Below are 23,090 nucleotides of genomic sequence, written 5' to 3'. Positions count from 1 at the left end.
AGGATAAGGTCCGCCGATGGAAGTCGAGTCATCGATCTGCCTGAGCGACCTGGTCCCTGCGCTGCGTTGGAGCCGTCCCCAGCAGGTGGCCGAGGCGTTGGGCGACCCCCGTCTGCCCGCGGGGTGGTGGCATTCCGTGCCGCTGCCCAAAGCCCTCGGCATGACCGGGCTCGACTGGATCTGCGAACGCCTCGCCCGGCTCGCCGCGTCCCGCTGGGACCACCTGCCTCTGTCCGACCTGCTGCCCGCGCTGACGGTGCACCACATCGACCCCGCGCTGCCCGGCTGGCCCGACGCCACCCGTACGGCGATCACCGGCCTCGGCGGCTGGCAGCGGCTGCGCCGCCTGTCTCCGAGCGATCTCGGCACGCCGTCGGCCACGCCCGAGGTGGTCATCGGCTCGGTCTTCCGCGAGATCCTCGGCCGCATCCCGGCCCAGGCCGCCGACGCGCCCGCCGCCGCTTCCCCCACGCCCGCCGCATCCGGGCATCCCGAGGTCACCCGGCCGCTCCAGCGCGGCCAGGGCGTCCCGTCGGGCGCGTTCCCCGCGCAGGATGCGCCTTCCGGTCCCGTGCCCGCGCAGGATGCGCCTTCCGGTCCCGTGCCCGCGCCGGGCGATCCCGCCGCGCAGCAGCCGGCGGCGCAGACCAGTCCGTACGCGGCCCAGGGCGATTCCGTCGGCGGGCCCGCGACGGGTGACGGCTCGGGGTCCGGCACGCAGAGCGGCCCGCTGCCCCAGCGCCCCGCCGCGTCACTCTCCGGCGACCAGCAGCGTCCTGGGGCCTTGCCGCCCGAGGGCGCGCCCGGCTCCCGCCAGACCGGCGGCTTCCCCGCGACCTCCGACGGCGCGCCCGGTCCCCGGCAGACGGGCTCTTTCCCGGCGGTCTCCGACCCGGCCGGTTCGCGGCAGACCGGTTCCTTCCCCGCCGCCGCCTCCGCCGACGGCCCGTCCGGGGCGGACCCGCGCACGAGCGGCGCTTTCCCCGCCGCTGGGGGAGACGCGCGCACGAGCGGGACGTTCCCCGCCGCGGGCGGCGACGCTCGTACGAGCGGCTCGTTCCCCGTTCCGCCCGGCTCGCGGACGACCGGTTCGTTCCCGGCGGCGTCCGACCCCCGGCAGACCGGCTCCTTCCCCGGTGTGCCCGGCGACGGGCAGCGCCGTCCCGAGGGCGCACCCGGCCCCCGCCAGACGGGCTCGTTCCCCGCGGTCTCCGACGGCGCGCCCGGCTCGCGCCAGACCGGCGGCTTCCCCGCTGTCTCCGACGGCGCGCCCGGCTCGCGCCAGACGGGCTCCTTCCCCGCGGTCGCCGGGAACGGGGCTCCGGGTGCGGGGCAGGGCGGCGGCTCCGGCCTGCCGCAGCGTCCCGTGCCAGGCCAGCAGGAACGCCTCCCGCAGCGCCCCACCCGCCAGGACACCGGCGCTCCTGGCGGCGCGGCGGCATCCGCGGGCGGCCCGCACACGGGCTCGCTCCCCGCGGTCCCCGGCACCGGCGGCCCCGCCAAGCGCACGCCCGCCTACGCGGGCTCCGGCCCCGCACCCACCGACCCCGACCACGCCATGGTCAGGGTCGTGGACAACCTGTTCCGCAACCTCGACAAGCTGGAACTGGCCGTCGCCCAGCACCGGCTGTTCGCCGAGGACCCGGTGAGCCTGCGTACGCTCGCCCACAAGCTGCTCGTCGAGCGTGAGGCGCTCTCGCAGGCCCAGCGCACCGCCGAGGAGCGCGTCCTGCAGTGGCTGCGCTCCTCCGAGTCCGCGCCGGTCACCGGCCACATGTTCCGGCTGACGGAGTGGCTGGGCGCGGCGGCCACAGAAGAGCAGCTCATCGGCGCCGACCCGGCCCACCCGGTGGTCGTCCCGTCCCTGCGCACGCCGCTGTGGCGGGTGCTGGTGACGCTCATGCCCGACCGGCGGCTGCAGGACGGCTGGCTGGTCGTCGGCGACCTCCAGGGCCTTCAGCAGCGTACGCGGCAGCTCCTCGCCTCCGCCCCGCCCGACGCGGATCCCGTCGAGCTGCTGAGCGAACTCGGCATCCGCGCCCACTCCGCCAAGGCGTGGCTCGACGCGCTGCCTCCGGAGACCGAGACCCGCGAGTCCTCATCGGCCCCGGCCCCCGCCCCGGCGCAGCCGCTCCCCCGCCGTACCCCGGGTGCCAACGGCCACCACCACCGTGGCGGCCAGCCCATCCCGCCCGCGGCCGGCTCCATCGACCCGTCCGCCGCGCTCGCCACCCTGTCGGCACTGTCGGGCGGCCGCTCGCCCGTGCTCTCCGGCGCCCTGGCCGGCACGCCGCCCACGCCTCCTCCGCCGCCGCCCAGCCCGTCGGCCGACCCGCGCCGCTGGCAGCGCATCGAGGTCACCCCCGAGCACCTGCGCGGCGGTCCCGTGCCGGTCCCCGAGAGGTACGCGGCCCAGCTCGGCATGCGCCCCGGCACCCTGCTGTCGGTCACGGGCCCCGGCGACAACGCCATCGTCCTGGTCTGGCAGGGTCAGCAGCCCGTCTTCGACTCGCTCCAGCCGGTGCTCATGCGCCTGAACGCCCGCCCTGGCGACCAGGTCTACGTCACGGTGGACGGCTACCGCCTCGAAGCCCAGCTGACCGCCTGACGCAACCGCGCCCGCGCTGGGACCATCTCGGCCCCGCCAGCCGCGCGCTCAGCGGGCCAAGACACCATCTGCGCCGGCCGGCCGACCTCCGCGAGCGCCCGCAGGGGCTCGCGGGGGCAGGTGAGCGCGCCGTCTCTGATGACCGCACCGTGGCCGCGACGGTCACGGCAGCGAGGCACTTCCGCACCACGCCCGCACCACCGCTCAGAACGAGGTGGTCGCAGCGCCGACAGGCAGCAGCCGGGCCCATGGCGCACGAAGAAACCCTGTGCCCCCTCCGAGCACTGTCAGCAGGTCGAGGGCCGGGGGCGGTGGGCGGTGCCGGCCGCTCAGGAGGCGCAAGAGCGCGTGTCCCAGCCCTCGCGGCACCCACGGCCGGCCCGCGAGGCCGCGGCAACGGGACAGCGGCGACCGCCACCGGACTCGGCAAGCACGATGGCCTCCGCCCGCACCGCCCCCGGCACAGGTACTCAAAAAGGCCGAAACAGCGCGGACCTCAGCAACCGCCACCAGACCCGGCGAGCACGAACACCACCCCCGGGGTCGGCTAGTCGAAAAGGCCGAAGCAGTGGGACAGCAGCGACCGCCACCGAACCCGGCAAGCACCGAACACCACCCCCGGGGTCGGCTAGTCGAAGAGGCCGAGGCGGTGGGCGGTGGCGGCGGCTTCGCCTCGGGTGGCGACGCCGAGCTTGGCCAGGATGTTGGAGACGTGCACGCTGACCGTCTTGACCGAGATGACCAGCTCCTGCGCGATCTCGCGGTTGCTGCGCCCGTTCGTCACCTCACGCAGCACCTCCAGCTCGCGGGCGGTCAGCCCCAGCGGTTGGCGCTCGCCGCCCTCGTCCGGCCCGCCGATCCTGGCGCGCCTGCCGAGCACGTCGAGCTTTTCGAGCAACGGTGTGACGCCCAGATCGCGGGCCAGCGAGCGGGCCCGATCGACATGGGCGGCGACCTTCTGGCGGGCACCGCAGGCGAGCGCCGCCTGACCGGCCGCCAGCCGGCACTGCGCCTCCGCGTACGGCTGCCGCAACGCCGCCCACGCCTCCACCGCCTGCTCCCAGGCCGCGAGCTGCCAGGCGGCCGGCTCGACGTCGTCGTCCAGCGGCTTGTCCGGGCCGGTCAGCGCGGTGAAGGTGAGCCGGTGCGCCTCCTGCAGCCGCCCCCCGACGCCCAGGTCCTGCCCGAGCGCCCGCAGCCTCGGCAGCATCGACAGCGCCTGCCCCACGAGCGCGGCCCCGCTCGCCGCCCCATCGGCAGCGCTCTCGTAGTCGGCGGCGTCCCCGCCCGCGAGGGACGCGGCCGCACCGCCGTCCGGGCCTGCGGCAGCGTAACCGCTCACCAAGGCGGCGGTCCCCAGTCCGGCGATCGCCTCGAGGAAGCGCGGGGTGGGCACCGCCATGCGGATGAGCTCCGCGAACATCGTCAGCACCGGCCAGGCGTAGCGCGGGCTGGTGCGCAGGTTGTGCTCGTCGAGCGCCCGCGCGGCCGCCGTCAGGGCCTCCCCGAGCTGACCGCGGGCGGCGAGCAACTGCAGCTCTCTGCGCAGGTGCGGCAGCACGGACTGCTCGCGGTGGGCGCCGCCGCACAGGACTCTGCGGGCGAGGTCGAGCAGCCGGTCGGCCCGGTCGTAGTCGCCCCGGGCGAGCGCGATGTCGGTGGCGAGGCCCTGCAGGCTGGCGGCGTAAGGCGCGGGCGGCGCGAGGTCGAGAGCGTGCTCGATGACTTGGAGCGCTTCGTCCCACCGCCCGAGCGACACCAGCGGCTCGGCCAGGTTGATCGACAGGAAGGTGCCGGCGGTGCGGGCCATACCGTAGTGCGCGGCCTCCTCGACCCCCTCCCTGGCGACCCTGGCGGCCTCCTCGTGCCGCCCCGCGCCCTCCAGCGTGTCGGACTCGCTGATCGCGCAGCGCATGAGCGCGCTGTAGGCGTCGCCGCGCTTGGCGATGCGCCGGGCCTCGGCGAACGCCTCGAGCTGCGGCTCCATGGCGGAGTAGTCGGCCAGCGCCCAGGTGAGGTCGATGATGGCGTGGGCCTCGATGGTGGCATCGCCCAGGGAGTGCCCGATCTCTCTGGCGAGCTGGGCGGTGGCCGCGCGCTCCTCGATGTTCTCCGGGCCGTGGAGCATGCGGGCCAGCGACTCCAGCACCTTGCCGCGCAGCCGGGGGTGGTCGGCGGGCACGAGCTCGGCGGCCCTGCGCAGGTCGTCGAGGAAACCGGGGCGGCCGAGGTCGTAGCGGGCGTGGCCGCGCTGGCGCAGCAGCGTGACGGCCCTGACGGGGTCGGCCTCGAGCCCGGGATCGCGGGCGAGGTCGTCGAGTGCGGCGCCGGCCAGGGCGATGGCGCGTTCGAACTCGCCGGCCAGGTGGGCGACGATGGCGGTCCGCCTGAGCACGTCGAGCCGGTCGGCGCCGATGCGCTCGGCCGCGTCGGGCACCTGGTCCCACAGCTCCAGCACCCGGGAGAGCATGCGGAGCTGCTCGTCGTACGCGGCGGACTTGCGGGCGGCGGCCGCGGCGTGCCAGGCGCTGACCAGCGCCCACGTGGAGTCGTGGGCCAGGTGCCAGTGGTGTGCCAGCTCGATCGCGCCGCGCGGGGCGGGCAGGATCGACAGGTCGCGCTCCAGCGCCTCGGCGTAGCGGGTGTGCAGGCGGATGCGCTCGCCGGGCAGCAGGTCGTCGTGGAGCGCCTCGCGGATGAGGGCGTGGCGGAAGGCGTAGCCCTCGCCGTCGACGACCAGGACGTTGCCCGCGACGGCCGGCCGCAGCGCGCGGGAGAGCGCGGCGTCGTCGAGCCCCGCGACGGCGCTGAGCAGGGCGTGTTCGATGCGCTGCCCGCCGGCGCTGGCCACCCGCAGCAGCTCCTGCGTCTCGTCGGGCAGCCGCTCGACGGCGGCGAGCAGCAGGTCGCGCAGCGACTCCGGCAGCGACTCGCCCGCCCCGGACTCGCTGAGCAGCGCCTCGGCGAACAGCGGGTTGCCCTCGCTGCGGGCGTAGATGAGATCCATGTCGGACTGGGACGGCTCGCGCTCCAGCATGCCCGCCGCCAGCGCGACGGTCTCCTTGCGGGTGAGCCTGCGCAGCTCGACCCTGCTCACCCACTCGATCCGGCCCAGCTCGGCGAGCAGCGGCCGCAGCGGGTGGGTGCGGTGGAGCTCGTCGGTGCGGTACGTCACCACGAGCAGCACGCGGGCGGCCGTGCGCTGATAGCGGACCAGGAACGTCAGCAGATCGCGGGTGGAGCGGTCGGCCCAGTGGGCGTCTTCGACGATGAGGACGACGGGCCGCTCCTCCGCCAGGCGTTCGAGCAGGCCGAGAACCTCCTCGAACAGCCGCGCCCTGGCCTCGGCGCCCTCTTTGCCCGGCTCGCCGAACTCCGGCAGCAGCCTGGCGAGACCCCGCGTGCTGCCGCCGGGCACCAGCGCGGCGACGGCGTCGCGGCCCAGCTCGCGGACCAGCCGCCGCAGCACGGCGGTGAACGGCGCGAACGGCAGGCCCTCCGTGCCCAGCTCCAGGCAGCCGCCGACGAGCACGAGCGCGTCGTCGGCGTGCCGGCCGATGAACTCATTGATGAGGCGGGTCTTGCCGGCCCCCGCCTCGCCGCCGACGAGCACGGTGGCCGACATGCCGGCGCGCGTCCTGGCCAGAGCGTCGCCGAGCGCGGCGAGCTCGCGGGAGCGCCCGACGAACAGCGGGCTCACGGCGTGGATGCTCACGCCCTCAGCATGCCATCCTGCGGCGACAGAATCGCCCGGGGACGGGGCCTTCCCTGCGGCTTCCCCCGCGAGCGAACACGACCCTCTCGGGGGACGTCACCACGCGGGGCGGCGCACTCCACTGCTCCGAGGCGCCGGGCCGTAGGTCAGCGCAGGACCTTGCGGAAGAACGTGGCCGACGCCTCGTAGCCCAGCGCGTGGTAGAACTCCGGCGCCCGTCGCGTGGCCATCGCGACGTAACCGGCCTCACGCGAGCGGGCCCACTTCTCGAACTCCTCGAGCAGGGACCGGCCGATGCCCTGCCGGCGGGAGCCCGACTCGACCATGGCCTCCTCCACCCAGGCGACCGGCCCGTTGGCGAAGAGCGTGAGGTGGACGAAGCCGAGGAGGTAGCCGCGCACCCGCCCGTTGACGACGGCCGCGAGCAGCAGGGCATCGTCGTTGGCCAGCAGCGCGGGCAGCGCGGCGTCGAAGGCCTCGCGCTCGGGACTGAAGGTCAGGCCGAACTCGCGGGCCAGCGCGAACACCTCGTCCGCGTCCGCTTTCTCCGCTCTCCTGATGAGAAGATCGTCAGCCGTCATGAGCAACGACACTAGATCGTCGGTCGTGGCCGACGCAAACCCTTGCTTGACGTTTCCCCGCTTTTCGTGACGGGATGAAACGGGCGGAGCGGGTCACAGATCGCCAAGTCCGAGTTGTCGGGCAATGAGCATGCGCTGCACTTCACTGGTGCCTTCGCCGATCTCCAGCACCTTGGCGTCGCGGTAGAAACGGGCGACGGGGAACTCGTTCATGAAGCCGTAGCCGCCGAAGATCTGGGTTGCCTCGCGGGCGTTGTCCATGGCGGCATTGGAGGAGACGAGCTTGGCGATCGCCGCCTCCTTCTTGAACGGCTCGCCCGCGAGCATCTTCTCGGCGGCGTGGTAGTAGGCCAGGCGGGCGGTGTGCGCGCGGGCCTCCATGTCGGCGATCTTGAACTGGATGGCCTGGTAGTGGCCGATGGGGTGACCGAACGCCTTGCGCTCCCTGACGTACTTGAGGCACTCGTCCACGCAGCCCTGGGCCAGGCCGACGCCGAGGGCGGCGATGGCGACGCGGCCCTCGTCGAGCGTGCGCAGGAACTGGGCGTAGCCGCGGCCGCGCTCGCCGAGCAGGTTCTCCGCGGGCACGCGGCAGTCGGTGAAGGCCAGCTCGCGGGTGTCGGAGGCGTTCCAGCCGACCTTGGAGTACTTCTTCGAGACCGTGAACCCGGGCGTGCCGCTCGGCACGAGGATGGTGGAGATCTCGCCGTCGCCGGTGAGCGCGGCCACGCCGACGACGCCGGTGATGCCGGTGCCGGAGTTCGTGATGAACGACTTCGTCCCGTTGATCACCCATTGGCCGCCGTCGAGCACGGCCGTGGTGCGCATGCCGCCCGGCACGTCGGAACCGCCGCCCGGCTCGGTCAGCCCGAACGCGCCCAGCATCTCGCCGGAGGCGAGCTTCGGCAGCCACGTACGGCGCTGCTCATCCGTGCCGAACCGGTAGATCGGCATCGCCCCGAGCGAGACCGCCGCCTCAAGGGTGATGGCGACGCTGGAGTCGACCCTGGCCAGCTCCTCCAGCGCCAGGCAGAGGGCGAAGTAGTCGCCGCCCATGCCGCCGTACTCCTCGGGGATGGGCAGGCCGAACAGCCCCATGGCGCCCATCTGGCGCACGATGTCGTACGGGAACTCCTCGCGCTCGTAGAAGTCCCCGATCACGGGCGCGACCACCTCGCGGGCGAACGCCTCGACGGTTTTGCGCAGCTCTTCGTACTCGTCATTGAGCATGATCTCAGCCTTTCGACAGCGCCTGTACGACGCGGGACGGGCTCGGCCGACCGAGCAGCTCCGCCAGCCAGGTGCTGGTGGCGACGAGCTTGCTCAGGTCGAGCCCCGTCTCGATGCCGAGTCCTCTCAGCATCCAGACGAGGTCTTCTGTGGCGAGGTTGCCGGTGGCGGACTCCGCGTAGGGGCAGCCGCCGATCCCGCCGGTGGAGGCGTCGATGGTGGTGACGCCGCAGTGGAGCGCGGCCAGGGTGTTGGCCAGCGCCTGCCCGTAGGTGTCGTGGAAGTGCACGGCGAGCCGGTCCGGCGAGCGGAAGGCGCGGATCAGCTCGGTGACGTGGCCGGGGGTGCCGACGCCGATGGTGTCGCCCAGGGAGAGCTGGTAGCAGCCGAGCCCGAGCAGCCGTTCGCCGACGGAGACGACCTGCGCGATCGGGGTGGGCCCTTCCCAGGGGTCGCCGAAGCACATGGAGACGTACGCGCGTACCTTGATCCCGTTGTCCAGCGCCCTGGCCACGACCGGTTCGAACATGTCGAACTGGCTCTCCAGGCTGCGGTTGAGGTTCTTGGCGGCGAAGGTCTCGGTGGCGCTGGCGAAGATCGCGATCTCGTCGACGCCGAGCTCCAGCGCCCGGTCCAGGCCGCGCTCGTTCGGCACGAGCACGGGATAGCGCACGCCGGTGCGCCGGTGCAGGCGGCGCAGCAGCTCGTCGGCGTCGGCGAGCTGGGGCACCCACTTGGGGTGCACGAAGCTGGTCGCCTCGATCACCTTGTGTCCCGCGTCGGCCAGCCGGTCGATGAACTCGGCCTTGACCTCGACGGGGATGACGGCGGACTCGTTCTGCAGGCCGTCGCGCGGACCGACCTCGTAGATCGTGACCTGCTGCGGAAGACCTCTCATCGGGTACGGCATCACGCCTCCTCGGCGGTGACCACGGCCAGGACGGCGTCCATGTCCACCGGCTGCCCCGCCTGGACGGTCAGCTCGGAGACCACCCCGTCGCGCGGCGCGGTGACCGTGTGCTCCATCTTCATGGCCTCGACGATGACCAGCGGCTGTCCCTCGCTGACCCGTTCGCCCTGCTGGGCCTTGACCACCAGGACGGTGCCCGGCATGGGGCTCCTGACGACGCCGTCGCCGGCCGCCGCAGCGCCCGGCCGGTCGCCGGGGTCGCCGATGTGGTGGCGGGTGAACGACCAGGACGCGCCGTCGCGGCCGAGCCAGAGCGTGTCGCCGTCGCGTACGCACAGGTAGCGCTCGCTGCGCCCGCCGAGCGTGACGGTGAGCTCGGCGCCGTCGCGGTGAATGCGCGCGGGCACCGCCTCATCGCCCACGCGGACCTCGGCCGTCTCGGCGGGCAGGCCGCGCACCTGTACGGCGTGCACGCCGTCGCGCGACTCCAGCCGCCACGTCGTCCAGGCCGGCTCGCCGATCCGCCAGCCGTCGGCGACCTCCCACGGGTCGTCGCCGCGCGGCAGGTCGTGGAAGACGAGCCCGGCCGCGGCCCGCACCTCTTCGGGCGTCTCCGCCTCAGGCAGCAGCTCGGGCAGAACCCGCTCGACCAGGCCGGTGTCCAGCTCTCCGGCGGCGACGGCCGGGTGCGCGGTCAGCGCGCGCAGGAACGGCACGTTGGTGACGACGCCGAGCACGGCCGTGCGGGCGAGCGCGCGGTCCAGCGCACGGTACGCCGCCGCGCGGCCGGGCGCCCAGGCGATCACCTTGGCCATCATCGGGTCGAACTCGCTGCCGACAACGCCCCCTTCGGCCAGCCCGGAGTCCACCCGCACGACCGTCGTGCCCGCTCGGTCGCGCATGCCGGGCTCGCGGAGTGCGAGCACGCGCCCGCCGGTGGGGAGGAAGCCGCGCGCCGGGTCCTCGGCGTACACCCGGGCCTCCACCGCGTGCCCGTCGAGCCGCACGTCCTCCTGCGCGAACGGCAGCCGCTCCCCCGCCGCCACCCTGAGCTGCAGCTCCACCAGGTCGAGCCCGGTGACCAGCTCGGTGACGGGGTGCTCGACCTGGAGCCGGGTGTTCATCTCCATGAAGTGATAGGCGCCGGTGACGCCGTCCACGATGAACTCGACGGTGCCCGCCCCGACGTAGCCGACGGCGCGGGCGGCCTCGACCGCCGCAGCCCCCATGCTCGCGCGCGTCTCCGGGGTGAGGAACGGCGACGGCGCCTCCTCCACGATCTTCTGGTGGCGGCGCTGCAGGCTGCACTCGCGCTCGCCGAGGTGCACGACGCCGCCGTGGGCGTCGGCCAGCACCTGGATCTCGATGTGGCGGGGGCGCTCGACGTAGCGCTCGATGAGCAGGGTGTCGTCGCCGAACGCGGCCCGCGCCGTACGCCTGGCCGAGGCCAGCGCGTCGGGCAGCTCGGCGGCCGACCGTACGAGGATCATGCCCTTGCCCCCGCCGCCCGCGGACGGCTTGATCAGGGCGGGGAAGTCGCGCCAGTCCTCAAGCCCGGGTTCGGCCGCGCCGGGCACCACCGGCACCCCGGCCGCCGACACGGTGGCCTTGGCGCGGATCTTGTCGCCCATGGCCTCGATCGCCGCGGGGGGCGGCCCGACGAAGACCAGCCCGGACTCGGCGCACCTGCGGGCGAACGCGGCGTTCTCCGCCAGGAACCCGTAGCCGGGGTGCACGGCCTGCGCGCCCGACTCGCGGGCCGCCCCGATGATCGCCTCGACGTCCAGGTAGGACGGCACCTGGAGCGCGACGTCGGCCTCGCGGACGTGCCTGGACCCGGCGTCGGACGGCGTGTGCACCGCCACCGCCGTGATGCCGAGCGCGCGCAGCGTGCGGATGATCCGTACGGCGATCTCGCCCCTGTTGGCGATCAGAACACGGTCGAACAACATGCGTCACATCCGGAAGATGCCGAAGCCGGCGGGTTCGAGCGGCGCGTTGGCCGCCGCGGACAGCGCCAGGCCCAGGACGGTGCGGGTGTCGAGCGGGTCGATCACGCCGTCGTCCCAGAGCCGGGCCGTGGAGTAGTACGGGTTGCCCTGATGCTCGTACTGCGCCCTGATCGCGTCGGGATCGGCGTCGCCGACGGTGGTGAGCACGTTCGCGGCCTGCTCGCCGCCCATGACCGAGATGCGGGCGTTCGGCCACATCCACAGGAACCTGGGCGAGTACGCCCGCCCCGCCATCGCGTAGTTCCCCGCGCCGAACGAGCCCCCGATCACCACCGTGAACTTGGGCACCCGCGTGCACGCCACCGCCGTCACCATCTTCGCGCCGTGCTTGGCGATGCCGCCCGCCTCGTACGCCTTGCCGACCATGAATCCGCTGATGTTCTGCAGGAAGACCAGGGGGATGCCGCGCTGGTCGCACAGCTCGATGAAGTGGGCGCCCTTCAGCGCCGACTCGCTGAACAGGATGCCGTTGTTGGCCAGGATGCCGACCGGATGGCCGTGGATGTGGGCGAAGCCGGTGACGAGGGTGGGGCCGTACTCGGCCTTGAACTCCAGGAACCGCGAGCCGTCGACGATCCGCGCGATCACCTCGTGCACGTCGTACGGCTGCCGGGTGTCGGCCGGGATGATGCCGTACAGGTCGCGGGGGTCGTGGCGGGGCGGCTCGGGCTTGATCGTCTCCCACGGGCGCGGGGCGCGCGGCGGCAGCGTGGCGACGATGTCGCGGACGATGGCGAGGGCGTGGGCGTCGTCCTCGGCCAGGTGGTCGGTGACGCCGCTGACGCGGGCGTGCAGCTCGCCGCCGCCCAGCTCCTCGGCCGTGACCTCCTCGCCGGTCGCCGCCTTCACCAGCGGCGGGCCGCCCAGGAAGATCGTGCCCTGGTTGCGTACGATGACCGCTTCGTCGCTCATCGCGGGCACGTACGCGCCGCCCGCCGTGCACGAGCCGAGCACGGCGGCGATCTGCGGGATGCCGCGCGCCGACATCGTGGCCTGGTTGTAGAAGATGCGGCCGAAGTGCTCGCGGTCGGGGAACACCTCGTCCTGCCTGGGCAGGAACGCCCCGCCGGAGTCGACGAGGTAGACGCACGGCAGGTGGTTGTGCAGGGCCACCTCTTGGGCGCGCAGGTGCTTCTTGACCGTCATGGGGTAGTACGTGCCGCCCTTGACGGTGGCGTCGTTGGCGACGATCACGCATTCGCGGCCCGAGACGCGGCCGACACCGGTGATGATGCCGGCGGCGGGCGCCTGGTCGTCGTACAGGCCGCCGGCCGCGAGCGGCGACAGCTCCAGGAAACGCGAACCCGGGTCGAGCAGGCCGTCCACGCGGTCGCGCGGGAGCAGCTTGCCGCGCTCGATGTGCCGCCGCCGCGCCCGCTCAGGCCCGCCGAGCGCCGCCGTCGCCAGGCGTTCGAGCAGCTCGGCGGCCAGCCGCTCGTTGAGCTCGGCGTTGCGCTTGTACGCCTCGCTGCCCGGCTCGATCGCCGACTTCAGCACCGGCCAGTCGCTGCTCATGGCTCCCCTCCCATGGCTCGGATGTTAGTCACCATTAACCTCATCGTCTAGCATGTGAGACGTGACCACCGCCTCCGCCCCCTCTACCCGCAGCCGCCGCAACAGGCGCGCGGAAATCCTGGAGGCGGCCGCCGAGCTGTTCGCCGCGCGCGGCTTCCACGGCGTCTCGATCGAGGACATCGGCGCCGCCGTCGGCGTCTCGGGCCCCGCCCTCTACCGGCACTTCGACGGCAAGGACGCGCTGCTGTCGGAGATGCTGCTCGACGTCAGCTCGCGGCTGCGCGAGTCGGCCGTCGCGGTCGCCACCTCCTCACCCGACCCCAAGCGGACCCTGGACGAGCTGCTCGACGTGCAGATCACGTTCGCGCTCGAGCAGCCCGCGCTGATCACCGTGCACGACAGGGAGCTGGGCAACGTGCCGGAGCCGCAGCGCAGGCAGATCAGGCGGCTGCAGCGGCTCTACGTCGAGGAATGGGTGACCGTGCTCGCCGAGCTGCACCCGTCATGCCCGGCCGCCCGGCTGCGCGCCGCGACGCACGCCGTCTTCGGGCTGCTCAACTCGACCCCGCACAGCGCCGGCGAGCTGCCCGCGGGCGAGATGCGGCCGCTGCTGCACGCGATGGCCAGGGCCGCCATCGACGCCGCCGTTAGGGCTCATTAACTTCCCGCCGTCGAGACGAATCGACGGGAAGGACTTTCACATCTCACTGCGCACGATCTTGCACGGAGGGCAGCTTTCCTGATGCGCCGCGCGGCACGTCACAGCCATCCCCCCGAATGCCTTAAGGAGCGCAACCGCATGTTGGATCTCGAAGAGAAGTACCTTGACCTGGAGAGCCGGGCTTTCTGATCACTCGAGAGACCCGAGCCATCAGGGCCGAGATGAAGGCCGGCTGCAACTCGCTCAACGAGCGCCTCGAACAGCTCGATCAGCGCTTCGAGCAGATCGAGATCGGCGAGCGCTTCGAGCAAGCGGGGGGCCAGAGGTAGCCAGCCCAGGCGAAAGGGCGAGGCCCGGGGAGGTGCCCCCGGGCCTCGCCAGTGCACTCGCAGAGCGCTCAGTGCGTGAAGGTCAGCGCCGTACGCGGACGAAGTCCGTGGCGCTGTCGTCGCCGTTGGTGGCCGCGTCACCGCGGAACACGAACTTCCAGTGGCCGGAGGTCCAGGCCCTGGCCTTGGTGTAGAGGCGGCCGCTGTCGCCGGAGGCGGTGGTCTTGACGTACTGCCACTTCTTGGAGCTGAGCGGCTTGAAGTAGAGCGCCACCTTGCCGGCGTAGCCCTCCCACGAGCCGTCGTCCGAGACCAGCAGCACGCCCCTGAACTTCAGGGTGCCGCCGCGCTTGGCCGGCTCGGGGTAGGCGTCGAACTTGATCAGCCGGGTGTCCTTCTTGGGCTCGTTGACCTGGACCCGGTCGGGACGGCTGACGGTGCCGTCGACGCCGCGGGTGCCGCGGTACTCGGCGCGCCACCAGCCGGACTTCTGCGCCGTGGCGGTGGCGGAGAAGCGGCCGCCGCGCCCGGTCACGTCGCTGGTGACGTACTCCCACCGGCGCGAGCCGTCGGCCCGGAAGAAGATGGACACGCGCTGGCCGGACAGGCCGCCGCGGCGCTCGGCGCGCAGGGTGCCGCTGAAGCGGAGCCTGTCGCCCTTGTCCACGGGCTCGGGACGGACGTCGAAGCCGGAGATCCGGCTGGCGAGGTTGGGCCGCCTGACGTCCACGCGGTCGGAGTCGCTGACGGTGCCCCGCGCGGTCGCGGTGGCCGCGAACTCGGCCCGCCACCAGCCGGTGGACCGGGCGCGTACGTTCGCGGAGAACCAGCCGCCGCGCCCGCTGGTCACCTTGGTGACCTCGCGGTAGTCGTCGGAGCCGCGCTCGCGGAAGGTGATGGAGACGCTCTGGCCGGGGTAGGCCTTGCCGTCGGCGAGCAGCCGGCCGGCGACCTTGATGGGCTTGCCCCTGGTGACCCGGCCGGGTTCGGCCTTGAAGCCGGCGATCCGGGTGGTGAGCGCCTTGACGACCTCGAAGGAGCCGGTCTTGGTGGCCTCGCCGTCACCGAAGGCGGTGGCGGTGTACGTCCACTTGCCGGCGGCGCTCGCGCCGAACGACCTGGTGCCGGTCCACTTCAGGCCGCCCCGGATGCGCGACGAGGTGACGGGCACCGCGGCGCCGTTCAGCTTGAGCTCGGCCTTCTCCGCGAACCTCGTGGTGAACGTGAACGTGACGGCGACGTCCTTGTCGAACACCACGATCGGGGCCGCGGGGCGCAGGCCCACGGTGCTGATGCTCGGTACGGGAGCCGCCGCTGCCGCGGCCGGGCCCGCGGCGAGTGCCCCGGCCCCCAGAACGAGGGCGAGGGCGGCTACACGGATGCGTTGCAACATGCGGGTTCCTTTCTGGAGACCCCATTGGTTTCAACGCGGCATTGAGGGTGCCACGCGTGTGCTCCTAGTAGACGTGGCCCCCGCGGTGAAGGTTGTGAATTCTGACAAACAGTTATCTACAGGGGTCAATCGGACCGCTCCACAACATCTCGCCTGCGTCCGGAAGACGTCAGCGCCGATCAAAGACATAATCGGGGGTGTGGCGCGCGACACAATAGAGACTCATTTCACCCAGGCCGTTGCAATGCTGGAAGCGGGCACTCCGCGAGATCCGGGGCTTCCGATCCGGGACGGCACGTCACTGACCGGTGCGCAGTGCAGGACGCTCTACCGGCGCCAGCTCGACAGCCGGCTGCTCGACATCGCGGCCCGGTGGCTGCGCGAGCGTGATGAGGGCTTCTACACGATCGGCTCGGCCGGTCACGAGGGCAACGCGGCGGTGGCCGCCGCCTTGCGTCCCGGCGACCCTGCGCTGCTCCACTACCGCTCGGGCGCGTTCTACCTCACCCGTTCCGAGCAGGCGGGCAGGCTGCCCGAGCAGGGCATCCGCGACGTGCTGCTGGGACTGACCGCCTCGTCAGAGGAGCCCATCGCGGGCGGGCGGCACAAGGTTTTCGGCCATCCCGACCTGGCCGTCATCCCCCAGACGTCCACGATCGCCAGCCACCTGCCGAGGGCGGTGGGCGTGGCGTTCGCGATCGAGCGGGCGCGGTCGCTGGGCGTGCCGTCCGCCTGGCCGGAGGACGCGATCGCGGTGTGCAGCTTCGGCGACGCCTCGATCAACCACGCGAGCGCGCAGACCGGCTTCAACACCGCCGCCTACGCCACCTACCAGGGGCTGGGCATGCCGCTTTTGTTCGTCTGCGAGGACAACGGCATCGGCATCAGCGTGCGCACGCCCAAGGGCTGGGTGGAGGCCGCGGTGCGGCGGCCGGGCATCGAATACTTCGCCGCCGACGGGTGCGACCTGGCCGAGGCGTACGACGTGGCCGTGCGCGCCGTCGAGCACGTACGCGAGCGCCGCTCCCCCGCGTTCCTGCACCTGCGGACCGTGCGGCTGATGGGGCACGCCGGGTCCGACGTCGAGTCCGCCTACCGCACCCAGCGCGAGATCAAGGCCGACCTCGCCCGCGACCCGCTGCTGCGCACCGCGGCGATGCTGGTGGAGGCGGGGCTGGAGACGCCGGACGAGCTGCTCAAGCAGTACGAGCTGGCGCGCGAGCACATCCTGCTCATCGCCCAGGAGACCGCCCGCCGCCCGCGGCTCGGCTCGGCCAAGGAGGTCATGGAGCCGATCGCGCCGCGCAAGCCCGAGCTGATCGCCAAGATCAGCCCGATGGCGGCCTCGCCCGCGGTGAGGGAGAAGGCGTTCGCCGGGGCGCTGCCGGAGAACGACAAGCCGCTGACCCTCTCGCAGTCCATCAACCGCACGCTCGCCGACGCGCTGGCCGTCTACCCCGAGCTGACCGTGTTCGGCGAGGACGTCGGCAAGAAGGGCGGCGTCTACGGCGTGACCAGGGGGCTGCAGAAGCGGTTCGGCCCCGGCCGGGTCTTCGACACGCTGCTCGACGAGCAGGCCATCCTGGGCCTCGCGCTCGGGCAGGGCGTGTCGCGGCTGCTGCCCGTACCCGAGATCCAATATCTCGCCTACCTGCACAACGCGCTCGACCAGATCCGCGGCGAGGGCTCGACGCTGTCGTTCTTCTCGCGCGGCGCCTACACCAACCCGATGGTGGTGCGGGTGGCCGGCTACGCCTACCAGAAGGGGTTCGGCGGCCACTTCCACAACGACAACGCGGTGGCCGCGCTGCGCGACATCCCCGGCCTGGTCATCGCCTCACCGGCGCGGCCCGACGACGCCTCGGCCATGCTGCGCACGTGCCTGGCGGCGGCCCGTACGGCCGGGTCGGTGTGCGTGTTCCTGGAGCCGATCGCGCTCTACCACACCCGTGACCTGTTCGAGGACGGCGACGGCGGCTGGCTGGCCCCGTACGCGCCGCCCTCGCGCTGGGCCGAGACGCACGTGCCGATCGGCAAGGCCCGCTCCTACGGCGACGGGCGCGACCTGACGATCGTCACGTTCGGCAACGGGGTGCGGATGAGCCTGCGCGCCGCGGTGCGGCTCACCCAGGAGGGGTACGGCTGCCGCGTGCTCGACCTGCGCTGGCTGGCGCCGCTGCCGATCGAGGACCTGCTGCGCTCGGCCGAGCTGACGGGCGCCGTGCTGATCGCCGACGAGACCCGGCACTCCGGCGGCGTCTCCGAGGGCATCGTGGCCGAGCTGCTCGACGCCGGGTTCACCGGGAAGGTCGCGCGGGTGACGTCGGAGGACAGCTTCATCCCGCTCGGCCCGGCGGCCGATCACGTGCTGCTGTCGGAGGAGGAGATCGAGCAGGCGGCGCGCAAGCTACTCGGCTGAGCGGGCCACCGCTCCCCTGATGCAGTACGGCTCCGACCAGGCGACCGTCGAGTTCTCCGAGATCTGGACCGGCACGCCCACCAGGAAGCAGTAGCCGCTGTCCGGGTCGAGGCCGGTGACCTTGGCCGTGGTCGCGCCCTGCCCGAGCGCGGTGACGGTCTGCCTGCCCTGCTCGCCCGGGGAGCGCTGGATGACCACCGGATGGCGGCGGGCGGCTTCTGGCAGCGTCCACTTCAGCTCGATCAGCGCGCCCTGGTCGGCGGTCAGCTTGACCTCGCGGGGCGCGTAGGCCGATACATCCTGCCCGCCCTGCGGGCGTTGCGTGCCCGTGGCCGTCGTCGGAGTGGTGGTGGTCGTGCCGGGCCGGTCCGGCGGCTGGGAGAGGAAGACGGCCAGCGCCGTGCCGCCGACCGCGATCACCGCCACGGCGGCGGCGATCAGGAGGATGGTGCGGGTACGCGCGCTGCTTGCGCCCGGGTTCGGTGCGGGCTGGGAGTGCTGGGGCGGCGGCGCCTGTAACGACGGCGCCCCCTGCACCGGCGGGGACCCCTGCACTGGCGGCGACCCCTGCACTGCCGGTGGCCCTTGCACTGCCGGTGGCCCCTGCATCGGCGACGGTCCCTGCGCCGGCGGCCCTCCCATGGGCGGCTGGGGCGGGGGAAGGTACTGGCCCGTCGCGGGGAACGCCCCGCTCGTGGCCGCAGCGGCTCCGGTCGGCGCCTGGTGCTGCCCTGTCGCCGGGAAAGCCCGGGCACCCGATGAGTGGTGCGGGTTCGTACCGGAGGGTGCGGCGTGCTGCGCGCCTGTACCGGAAGGGGTGACGTACTGCGAGCCCGTGCCTGAAGGGGCGGAGTGCTGCGGGCCCGTCGCGGGGAAGGCGGTGCCGCTCGAGGACGCGGGCGCGGCGGTGCCGGCGCCGATCAGGTCGGTGACCGGCAGGCCGAGCTCCGCCTGCACGGCCTGGAGGTGCCGGGCGAGCTCGCGCGCCGACCCGTACCTGGCCTCCGGCTGCTTGGCCATCGCGCGCAGCACCGGCGCGAGCACCGCGGGCGGCACGTCGGGGCGGTTGATCGGCGGCGGCTCGGCGTTCAGCACCCGGTACATCAGCGGCGCGATCGACGGGTCCGCCGGGTTGTGGAAGGCGGGCTGCCCGGCCAGCAGGTGATAGAGGGTGGAGCCGAGCGAGTAGACGTCGGTGGCGGCCGAGTGGGGGCGTCCGGTGAGCACCTCGGGGGCGGCGTGCAGCGGCGTGAACGCCTGCGAGGTGGCCGAGATCTCCGCCGCGTCGACCACCCTGGCCACGCCGAAGTCGGCGATCGCCGGCTCGCCGTAGCGGGAGATGAGGATGTTCTGCGGCTTGATGTCGCCGTGCAGCACCCCGGCCTCGTGGACGGCCGCCAGCGCCCCGGCCAGCTTGACGCCGGTGCGCAGCACGTCGGGGACCGGCAGCGGCCCCTCCCTGCGGATCCGGTCGCGCAGCGAGCCGTTCTCGAAGAAGTCCATCGCGATGTACGGCTTGCCGGACGCGGTCATGCCGGTGTCGAAGACGGTGACGACGTTGGGGTGGCCGGTGAGGCGGCCGGTGAGCTGCAACTCGCGCTGGAACCTGCGCATGGTCCGCTGGTCGACCCGGTCGACGGACAGCACCTTCAGCGCCACGACCCGGTCGAGGCGCTCCTGGTAGGCGCGGTAAACGACGGCGAATCCGCCCTGGCCAACCTGATCGAGTACCCGGTAGCCGGGTGCGTCCTCGACTGGCAGCACTCCACTCTCCCCCCGTTGCTGTGGAGTTTAGTGGGAAATAGCGGGATCAGAGGGGATTCATGAGGTACGCACCGAACGCCATGGACGCCAGTGCCACCAGCAGGAAGAAGAACACGTAGAAGCCGCCGGGCAGGAACGTCAGCCGGGCGAGCTGGTCGGCGTCGGAGTCTCTGGCCTGCCTGCGGCGCCGCTTCTGCTGCAGCTCGATGATCGGCCGGATGCCGCCGAAGAGCAGGAACCAGGTGGCGACCAGGGCCACGACCTGCTGGACCCCGGCGGGGGCGTACATGATCAGGGCGAAGACGGCGCCGCCGGTGACGAGGAGGATGAGGGCGCCGTACAGGTTGCGGATCAGCAGCAGCATGCAGACTAAGAGCAGCAGCACGCCCCAGATCAGCAGCGTGATGTGGCCCTGCTCGGTGAGCCACGCGGCGCCCAGCCCGAGCAGCGGCGGCGCGATGTAGCCCGCCATCGCGGTCAGCACCATGCCGGGACCGGTGGGCCTGCCCCTGGTCAGCGTCACGCCCGAGGTGTCGGAGTGCAGCCGGATGCCTTCGAGCTTGCGCCGGGTGAGCAGCGCCATGAGGGCGTGGCCGCCCTCATGGGCGATCGTGATCAGGCCGCGGGAGACCTGCCAGGGCATGCGGAAGCCGACGATCACGAGCGCCGCGAGCGCCGAGCCCGCCACCACCCAGGGCTCGGGGTCGGGTTGCGTGGCGATCAGGTGGGCCCAGAACTTGTCCATCGAGGACAAACCCTAATCGCTTCGCCGGGTCCGCGGAGTCCCTGCGGAAGCGGCGGCGCACGCGGAGTGATAATGGCCGCAGCCATTTCCGATCATGAGGAGCCGGCCCATGGAACTCGGACTGCACATTCAGCACTTCACCTGGCCGGGCGGGGCGGAGCGGCTCGAGGAGACGCTGCAGATCTGCCGTCAGATGTGGAGCGGCGGCCAGGAGCCGTACGAGGGGCGGCACTACCGGCTGGAACGCACGCTGAACTCGCCGCAGAGCGTCAGCCGGCCGCACCCCAAGATCATGATCGGCGGTTCCGGCGAGCAGAAGACGCTGCGCCTGGTCGCCAAGTACGCCGACGCCTGCAACATCTTCGGCGGCCCCGACGTCACCCGTAAGCTCGACGTGCTGCGCGGCCACTGCGAGCGCGAGGGCCGCGACTACGACGAGATCGAGAAGACGAGCGTGCTGGTGCTCGGGCCCGACGACGATGCGGGCCGCGTGCTCGACCAGCTCAGGAGCCTGCACGAGCTCGGCTTCACCGCCGTCTACGTGACCGCCCGCGCCGGCGACCAGCTCAAGGCGATCGAGCTGCTGGGCGGCGAGGTGATCCCGCAGATCTCCACCTGGTGAAGCCCCTTCGGGGTGTTTAGGGTGTCGTGCGTGGTATCTGACGCCGAAGTGCCTGGCTGGTGGCGACGGCTGGGGCTGCCCGGCCTGATCGACCTGCACGTGCACTTCCTGCCCGAACGCATGGAACGCCGGGTGTGGCACCACTTCCACCACGGCGGGCCGCTGATGGGCGACGGGTGGCCCATCACGTACGAGTGGCCGGTCGACAAGCGGGTCGAGCGGCTGCGGGAGCTGGGCGTGCGGACGTTCCCCGCGCTGGCGTACGCCCACAAACCCGGCATGGCGTCCGACCTGAACGCCTGGACGCTCGGCTTCGCCCGCCGCACCCCGGGCTGCCTGCCGTCCGCGACCTTCTACCCCGAGCCGGGCGTGGAGGCGTACGCGCGGAAGGCGCTCGACGACGGCGCCCGGATCTTCAAGGTGCACCTGCAGGTGGGCGGGTTCGATCCGCGGGTGCCCGAGCTGGACGGCGTGTGGGGGCTGCTGGCCGAGTCGGGGGTGCCGGTCGTGGTGCACGCGAGCTCGGTGCCCGTGCCCGGTGGACATGTCGGGATCGAGCCCATCGCCGAGGTGCTGCGCCGCCATCCGGCGCTGCGGGTGGTGATCGCGCACCTCGGCATGCCCGAGTACGACCCGTTCTTCGAGCTGGCCGCCCGCTACGAACGGGTCGCGCTGGACACCACGATGGCCTTCACCGACTTCAGCGAGAAGCGCATGCCGTTCCCCGACCGGCTGCGGCCCGCGCTGCGTGATCTCGGCCTGGCGGGGAAGGTGGTGCTGGGCACGGACTTCCCCACGATCCCGTACTCGTACGCGCACCAGCTCGACGCGCTGGCCCGCCTCGATCTGGGCGATGCCTGGTTGCGGGCCGTGTGCTGGGACAACGGTGCCGCCATGATCTGATAGAAGGGTGAACGATCGGCACGTGGCGCTCATCAGCGCTTTCTACGACGCTCTCGGCCGCGCGGACTTCGCGGCCATGGAGCGCTGTTACCACCCCGAAGTCAGTTTCAGCGATCCCATCTTCCAGGAGGTCGAGGGGCGCGACCGGGTGATGAGGATGTGGCGGCTGCAGCTCGGCGTGCGCGACGGGCTGAAGTCCGAATATCGTGACGTGACAGCCGACGACTTCACCGGCACCGCCCACTGGACGGCCCGCTACACCTTCTCCAGCACGGGCCGCCAGGTCGTCAACGAGATCGACGCGCTGTTCAGGTTCGAAGACGACCTGATCGTCCGCCATCGTGACGACTTCGACTTCAAGCGCTGGTCGAAGATGGCGCTGGGCCGGCCGCACGGGCTGGTGTTCGGCTGGACGCCCATGTGGCGTAAGACCATCAGAGACCGTGCGACACAGCAGCTCAACGAGCTGATGAGCTCGTCTTAGTTCTTTCCGGTTGGGAGGTTCGCCCATGGCCAGGGTGAGGGGTCTCAGGCGCGGCGGAGAAACCCGCGAGGAGGCGCCGGAACACTCGATGGACCCGCGCGCCGTGGAGGAGCATCCCTATCGGCCGACCGTGATCGACAACGCCATCTACCGCGACGGCGAGCGGGTCGACAACCCCGGCTCGCTCGCCGACGCCTTCGAACGCCTCAAGCAGATGCCCGACTCCATGGCGTGGATCGGGCTCTACCGGCCCAAGGAGTGGGAGCTGGTCAAGCTCGGCGAGGAGTTCGAGCTGCACGAGCTGGCCCTCGAGGACGCCATCGTCGGCTCCCAGCGGCCCAAGGCCGACCGTTACGGCGACACCCTCTTCGTCGTGCTGCGCGCCGCCCGCTACCTCGACGACGTGGAGGAGGTCGCCTTCGGCGAGCTGCACGTCTTCGTCGGCCCCAACTTCGTGATCACCGTACGCCATGCCGAGGCGCCCGACCTGCAGGGCGTCCGCAAGCGCATGGAGTCGGACCCCGACCTGCTGCGTCAAGGCCCGCAGGCCGTCCTGTACGCGATACTCGACGCCGTCGTGGACGGGTACGCGCCGGTCGTGGCCGGGCTGCAGAAGGACATCGAGGAGATCGAGGTCCAGGTCTTCAGCGGCGACCCGTCGGTGTCGCGGCGCGTCTACGAGCTGTCCGGCGAGGTGATCGAGTTCCAGCGGGCCACCGCGCCGCTGGTCGGCATGATCCACGGGTTCATCGCCGGCGCCCGCAAGTACGGCGTCACCGACGAGCTCCAGAGCTACCTGCGCGACGTCGCCGACCACGCGATCACCGTGACCGAGCGCATCTCGTCCTTCCGCCAGATGCTGCAGAACATCCTCGTCGTCAACTCCACGCTGGTCACCCAGGCGCAGAACGCCGAGATGGCGCGCATGACGGAGGCCAGCATCCAGCAGGGCGAGGAGGTCAAGAAGATCTCCGCCTGGGCGGCCATCCTCTTCGCGCCGACGCTGGTGGGGACCATTTACGGGATGAATTTTGATTTCATGCCGGAAACGCACTGGGTGTTCGGGTATCCGTTCGCGCTCGTGCTCATGGGCGTGGTGTGCCTGGTGCTGTACATGGTCTTCAAGCGGAGAGACTGGCTCTGAGCCGCGCACCTTTCCGGATATTTCATGAAAGAGTCCTGAAGGGTCGGAGAACACC

The 23,090-nt window shown here is 72.2% G+C and carries 16 protein-coding genes; 7 read left to right on the top strand and 9 right to left on the bottom strand.

From position 1 onward, the window contains the following. Positions 1–16: 16 nt before the first annotated feature. On the top strand, positions 17–2,608 hold the full coding sequence (locus AB0K67_RS31820; RefSeq protein ID WP_364067661.1) for a hypothetical protein: 2,592 nt from the start codon (positions 17–19) through the stop codon (positions 2,606–2,608). Between the two features lie 628 nt (positions 2,609–3,236). Here AB0K67_RS31820 and AB0K67_RS31815 read toward each other — a convergent pair. The 6 genes from AB0K67_RS31815 to AB0K67_RS31790 all read right to left on the bottom strand — a co-directional run bounded on the left by AB0K67_RS31815 (position 3,237) and on the right by AB0K67_RS31790 (position 12,571). After that, positions 3,237–6,323 carry an AAA family ATPase gene (locus tag AB0K67_RS31815; protein WP_364067659.1) on the bottom strand — a complete coding sequence of 1,029 codons (3,087 nt, stop codon included), beginning with the start codon at positions 6,321–6,323 and terminating at the stop codon, positions 3,237–3,239. A 146-nt stretch (positions 6,324–6,469) separates the two neighbouring features. Further along, complete coding sequence (locus tag AB0K67_RS31810; RefSeq protein ID WP_364067657.1) at positions 6,470–6,904, bottom strand: GNAT family N-acetyltransferase; 435 nt, start codon at positions 6,902–6,904, stop codon at positions 6,470–6,472. A gap of 93 nt (positions 6,905–6,997) precedes the next feature. Beyond that, positions 6,998–8,134, bottom strand: a complete 1,137-nt coding sequence (locus AB0K67_RS31805) for an acyl-CoA dehydrogenase family protein (RefSeq protein WP_364067655.1) — start codon at positions 8,132–8,134, stop codon at positions 6,998–7,000. A 4-nt stretch (positions 8,135–8,138) separates the two neighbouring features. Further along, positions 8,139–9,044, bottom strand: a complete 906-nt coding sequence (locus AB0K67_RS31800; RefSeq protein WP_364067653.1) for a hydroxymethylglutaryl-CoA lyase — start codon at positions 9,042–9,044, stop codon at positions 8,139–8,141. Beyond that, entirely contained in the window at positions 9,044–10,996 is a 1,953-nt protein-coding gene (locus AB0K67_RS31795; RefSeq protein WP_364067651.1) for a biotin carboxylase N-terminal domain-containing protein, read from the bottom strand. The genes AB0K67_RS31800 and AB0K67_RS31795 overlap by 1 nt, the downstream gene beginning before the upstream one ends. Positions 10,997–10,999: 3 nt before the next feature. Then, positions 11,000–12,571, bottom strand: coding sequence for a carboxyl transferase domain-containing protein (locus tag AB0K67_RS31790; protein WP_364067649.1), 1,572 nt, complete (start codon positions 12,569–12,571; stop codon positions 11,000–11,002). 61 nt (positions 12,572–12,632) lie between these two features. Here AB0K67_RS31790 and AB0K67_RS31785 point away from each other — a divergent pair, with 61 nt between their 5' ends. Beyond that, the gene (locus AB0K67_RS31785) at positions 12,633–13,232 is read left to right on the top strand and encodes a TetR/AcrR family transcriptional regulator (protein ID WP_364067647.1); all 600 of its coding nucleotides are present in this window, start codon (positions 12,633–12,635) and stop codon (positions 13,230–13,232) included. A 411-nt stretch (positions 13,233–13,643) separates the two neighbouring features. Here AB0K67_RS31785 and AB0K67_RS31780 read toward each other — a convergent pair whose 3' ends face one another. Further along, positions 13,644–14,954, bottom strand: coding sequence for a hypothetical protein (locus AB0K67_RS31780; protein ID WP_364067645.1), 1,311 nt, complete (start codon positions 14,952–14,954; stop codon positions 13,644–13,646). Between the two features lie 244 nt (positions 14,955–15,198). On the opposite strand from AB0K67_RS31780, the gene AB0K67_RS31775 reads away from it, so the two are divergent. Beyond that, positions 15,199–17,373, top strand: a complete 2,175-nt coding sequence (locus AB0K67_RS31775) for a thiamine pyrophosphate-dependent enzyme (RefSeq protein ID WP_364067643.1) — start codon at positions 15,199–15,201, stop codon at positions 17,371–17,373. On the opposite strand, the gene AB0K67_RS31770 is transcribed toward AB0K67_RS31775, so the two are convergent. After that, positions 17,362–19,137 (bottom strand): protein kinase, encoded by a 1,776-nt coding sequence (locus AB0K67_RS31770; RefSeq protein ID WP_364067641.1) that lies wholly within the window; start codon positions 19,135–19,137, stop codon positions 17,362–17,364. The genes AB0K67_RS31775 and AB0K67_RS31770 overlap by 12 nt on opposite strands. 46 nt (positions 19,138–19,183) lie before the next feature. Continuing rightward, positions 19,184–19,882, bottom strand: a complete 699-nt coding sequence (locus tag AB0K67_RS31765) for a M50 family metallopeptidase (RefSeq protein ID WP_364067639.1) — start codon at positions 19,880–19,882, stop codon at positions 19,184–19,186. A 109-nt stretch (positions 19,883–19,991) separates the two neighbouring features. On the opposite strand from AB0K67_RS31765, the gene AB0K67_RS31760 reads away from it, so the two are divergent. The 4 genes from AB0K67_RS31760 to AB0K67_RS31745 are packed head-to-tail and all read left to right on the top strand — an operon-like array spanning position 19,992 to position 23,035. Next, the gene (locus AB0K67_RS31760) at positions 19,992–20,504 is read left to right on the top strand and encodes an LLM class flavin-dependent oxidoreductase (protein WP_364067637.1); all 513 of its coding nucleotides are present in this window, start codon (positions 19,992–19,994) and stop codon (positions 20,502–20,504) included. Positions 20,505–20,525: 21 nt separating this feature from the next. Next, positions 20,526–21,407 carry an amidohydrolase family protein gene (locus AB0K67_RS31755; RefSeq protein WP_364067635.1) on the top strand — a complete coding sequence of 294 codons (882 nt, stop codon included), beginning with the start codon at positions 20,526–20,528 and terminating at the stop codon, positions 21,405–21,407. A 7-nt stretch (positions 21,408–21,414) separates the two neighbouring features. Next, entirely contained in the window at positions 21,415–21,891 is a 477-nt protein-coding gene (locus tag AB0K67_RS31750) for a nuclear transport factor 2 family protein (RefSeq protein WP_364067633.1), read from the top strand. A gap of 25 nt (positions 21,892–21,916) precedes the next feature. After that, positions 21,917–23,035 carry a magnesium and cobalt transport protein CorA gene (locus AB0K67_RS31745; protein WP_364067631.1) on the top strand — a complete coding sequence of 373 codons (1,119 nt, stop codon included), beginning with the start codon at positions 21,917–21,919 and terminating at the stop codon, positions 23,033–23,035. The last annotated feature ends 55 nt before the right edge of the window (positions 23,036–23,090 follow it).

The organism is Nonomuraea sp. NPDC052634, assembly GCF_040678535.1.
GTDB lineage: Bacteria > Actinomycetota > Actinomycetes > Streptosporangiales > Streptosporangiaceae > Nonomuraea > Nonomuraea fastidiosa.
The sequence above is the reverse complement of the archived record's forward strand: the minus strand, read 5'-3'. Positions and strand labels throughout refer to the sequence as shown.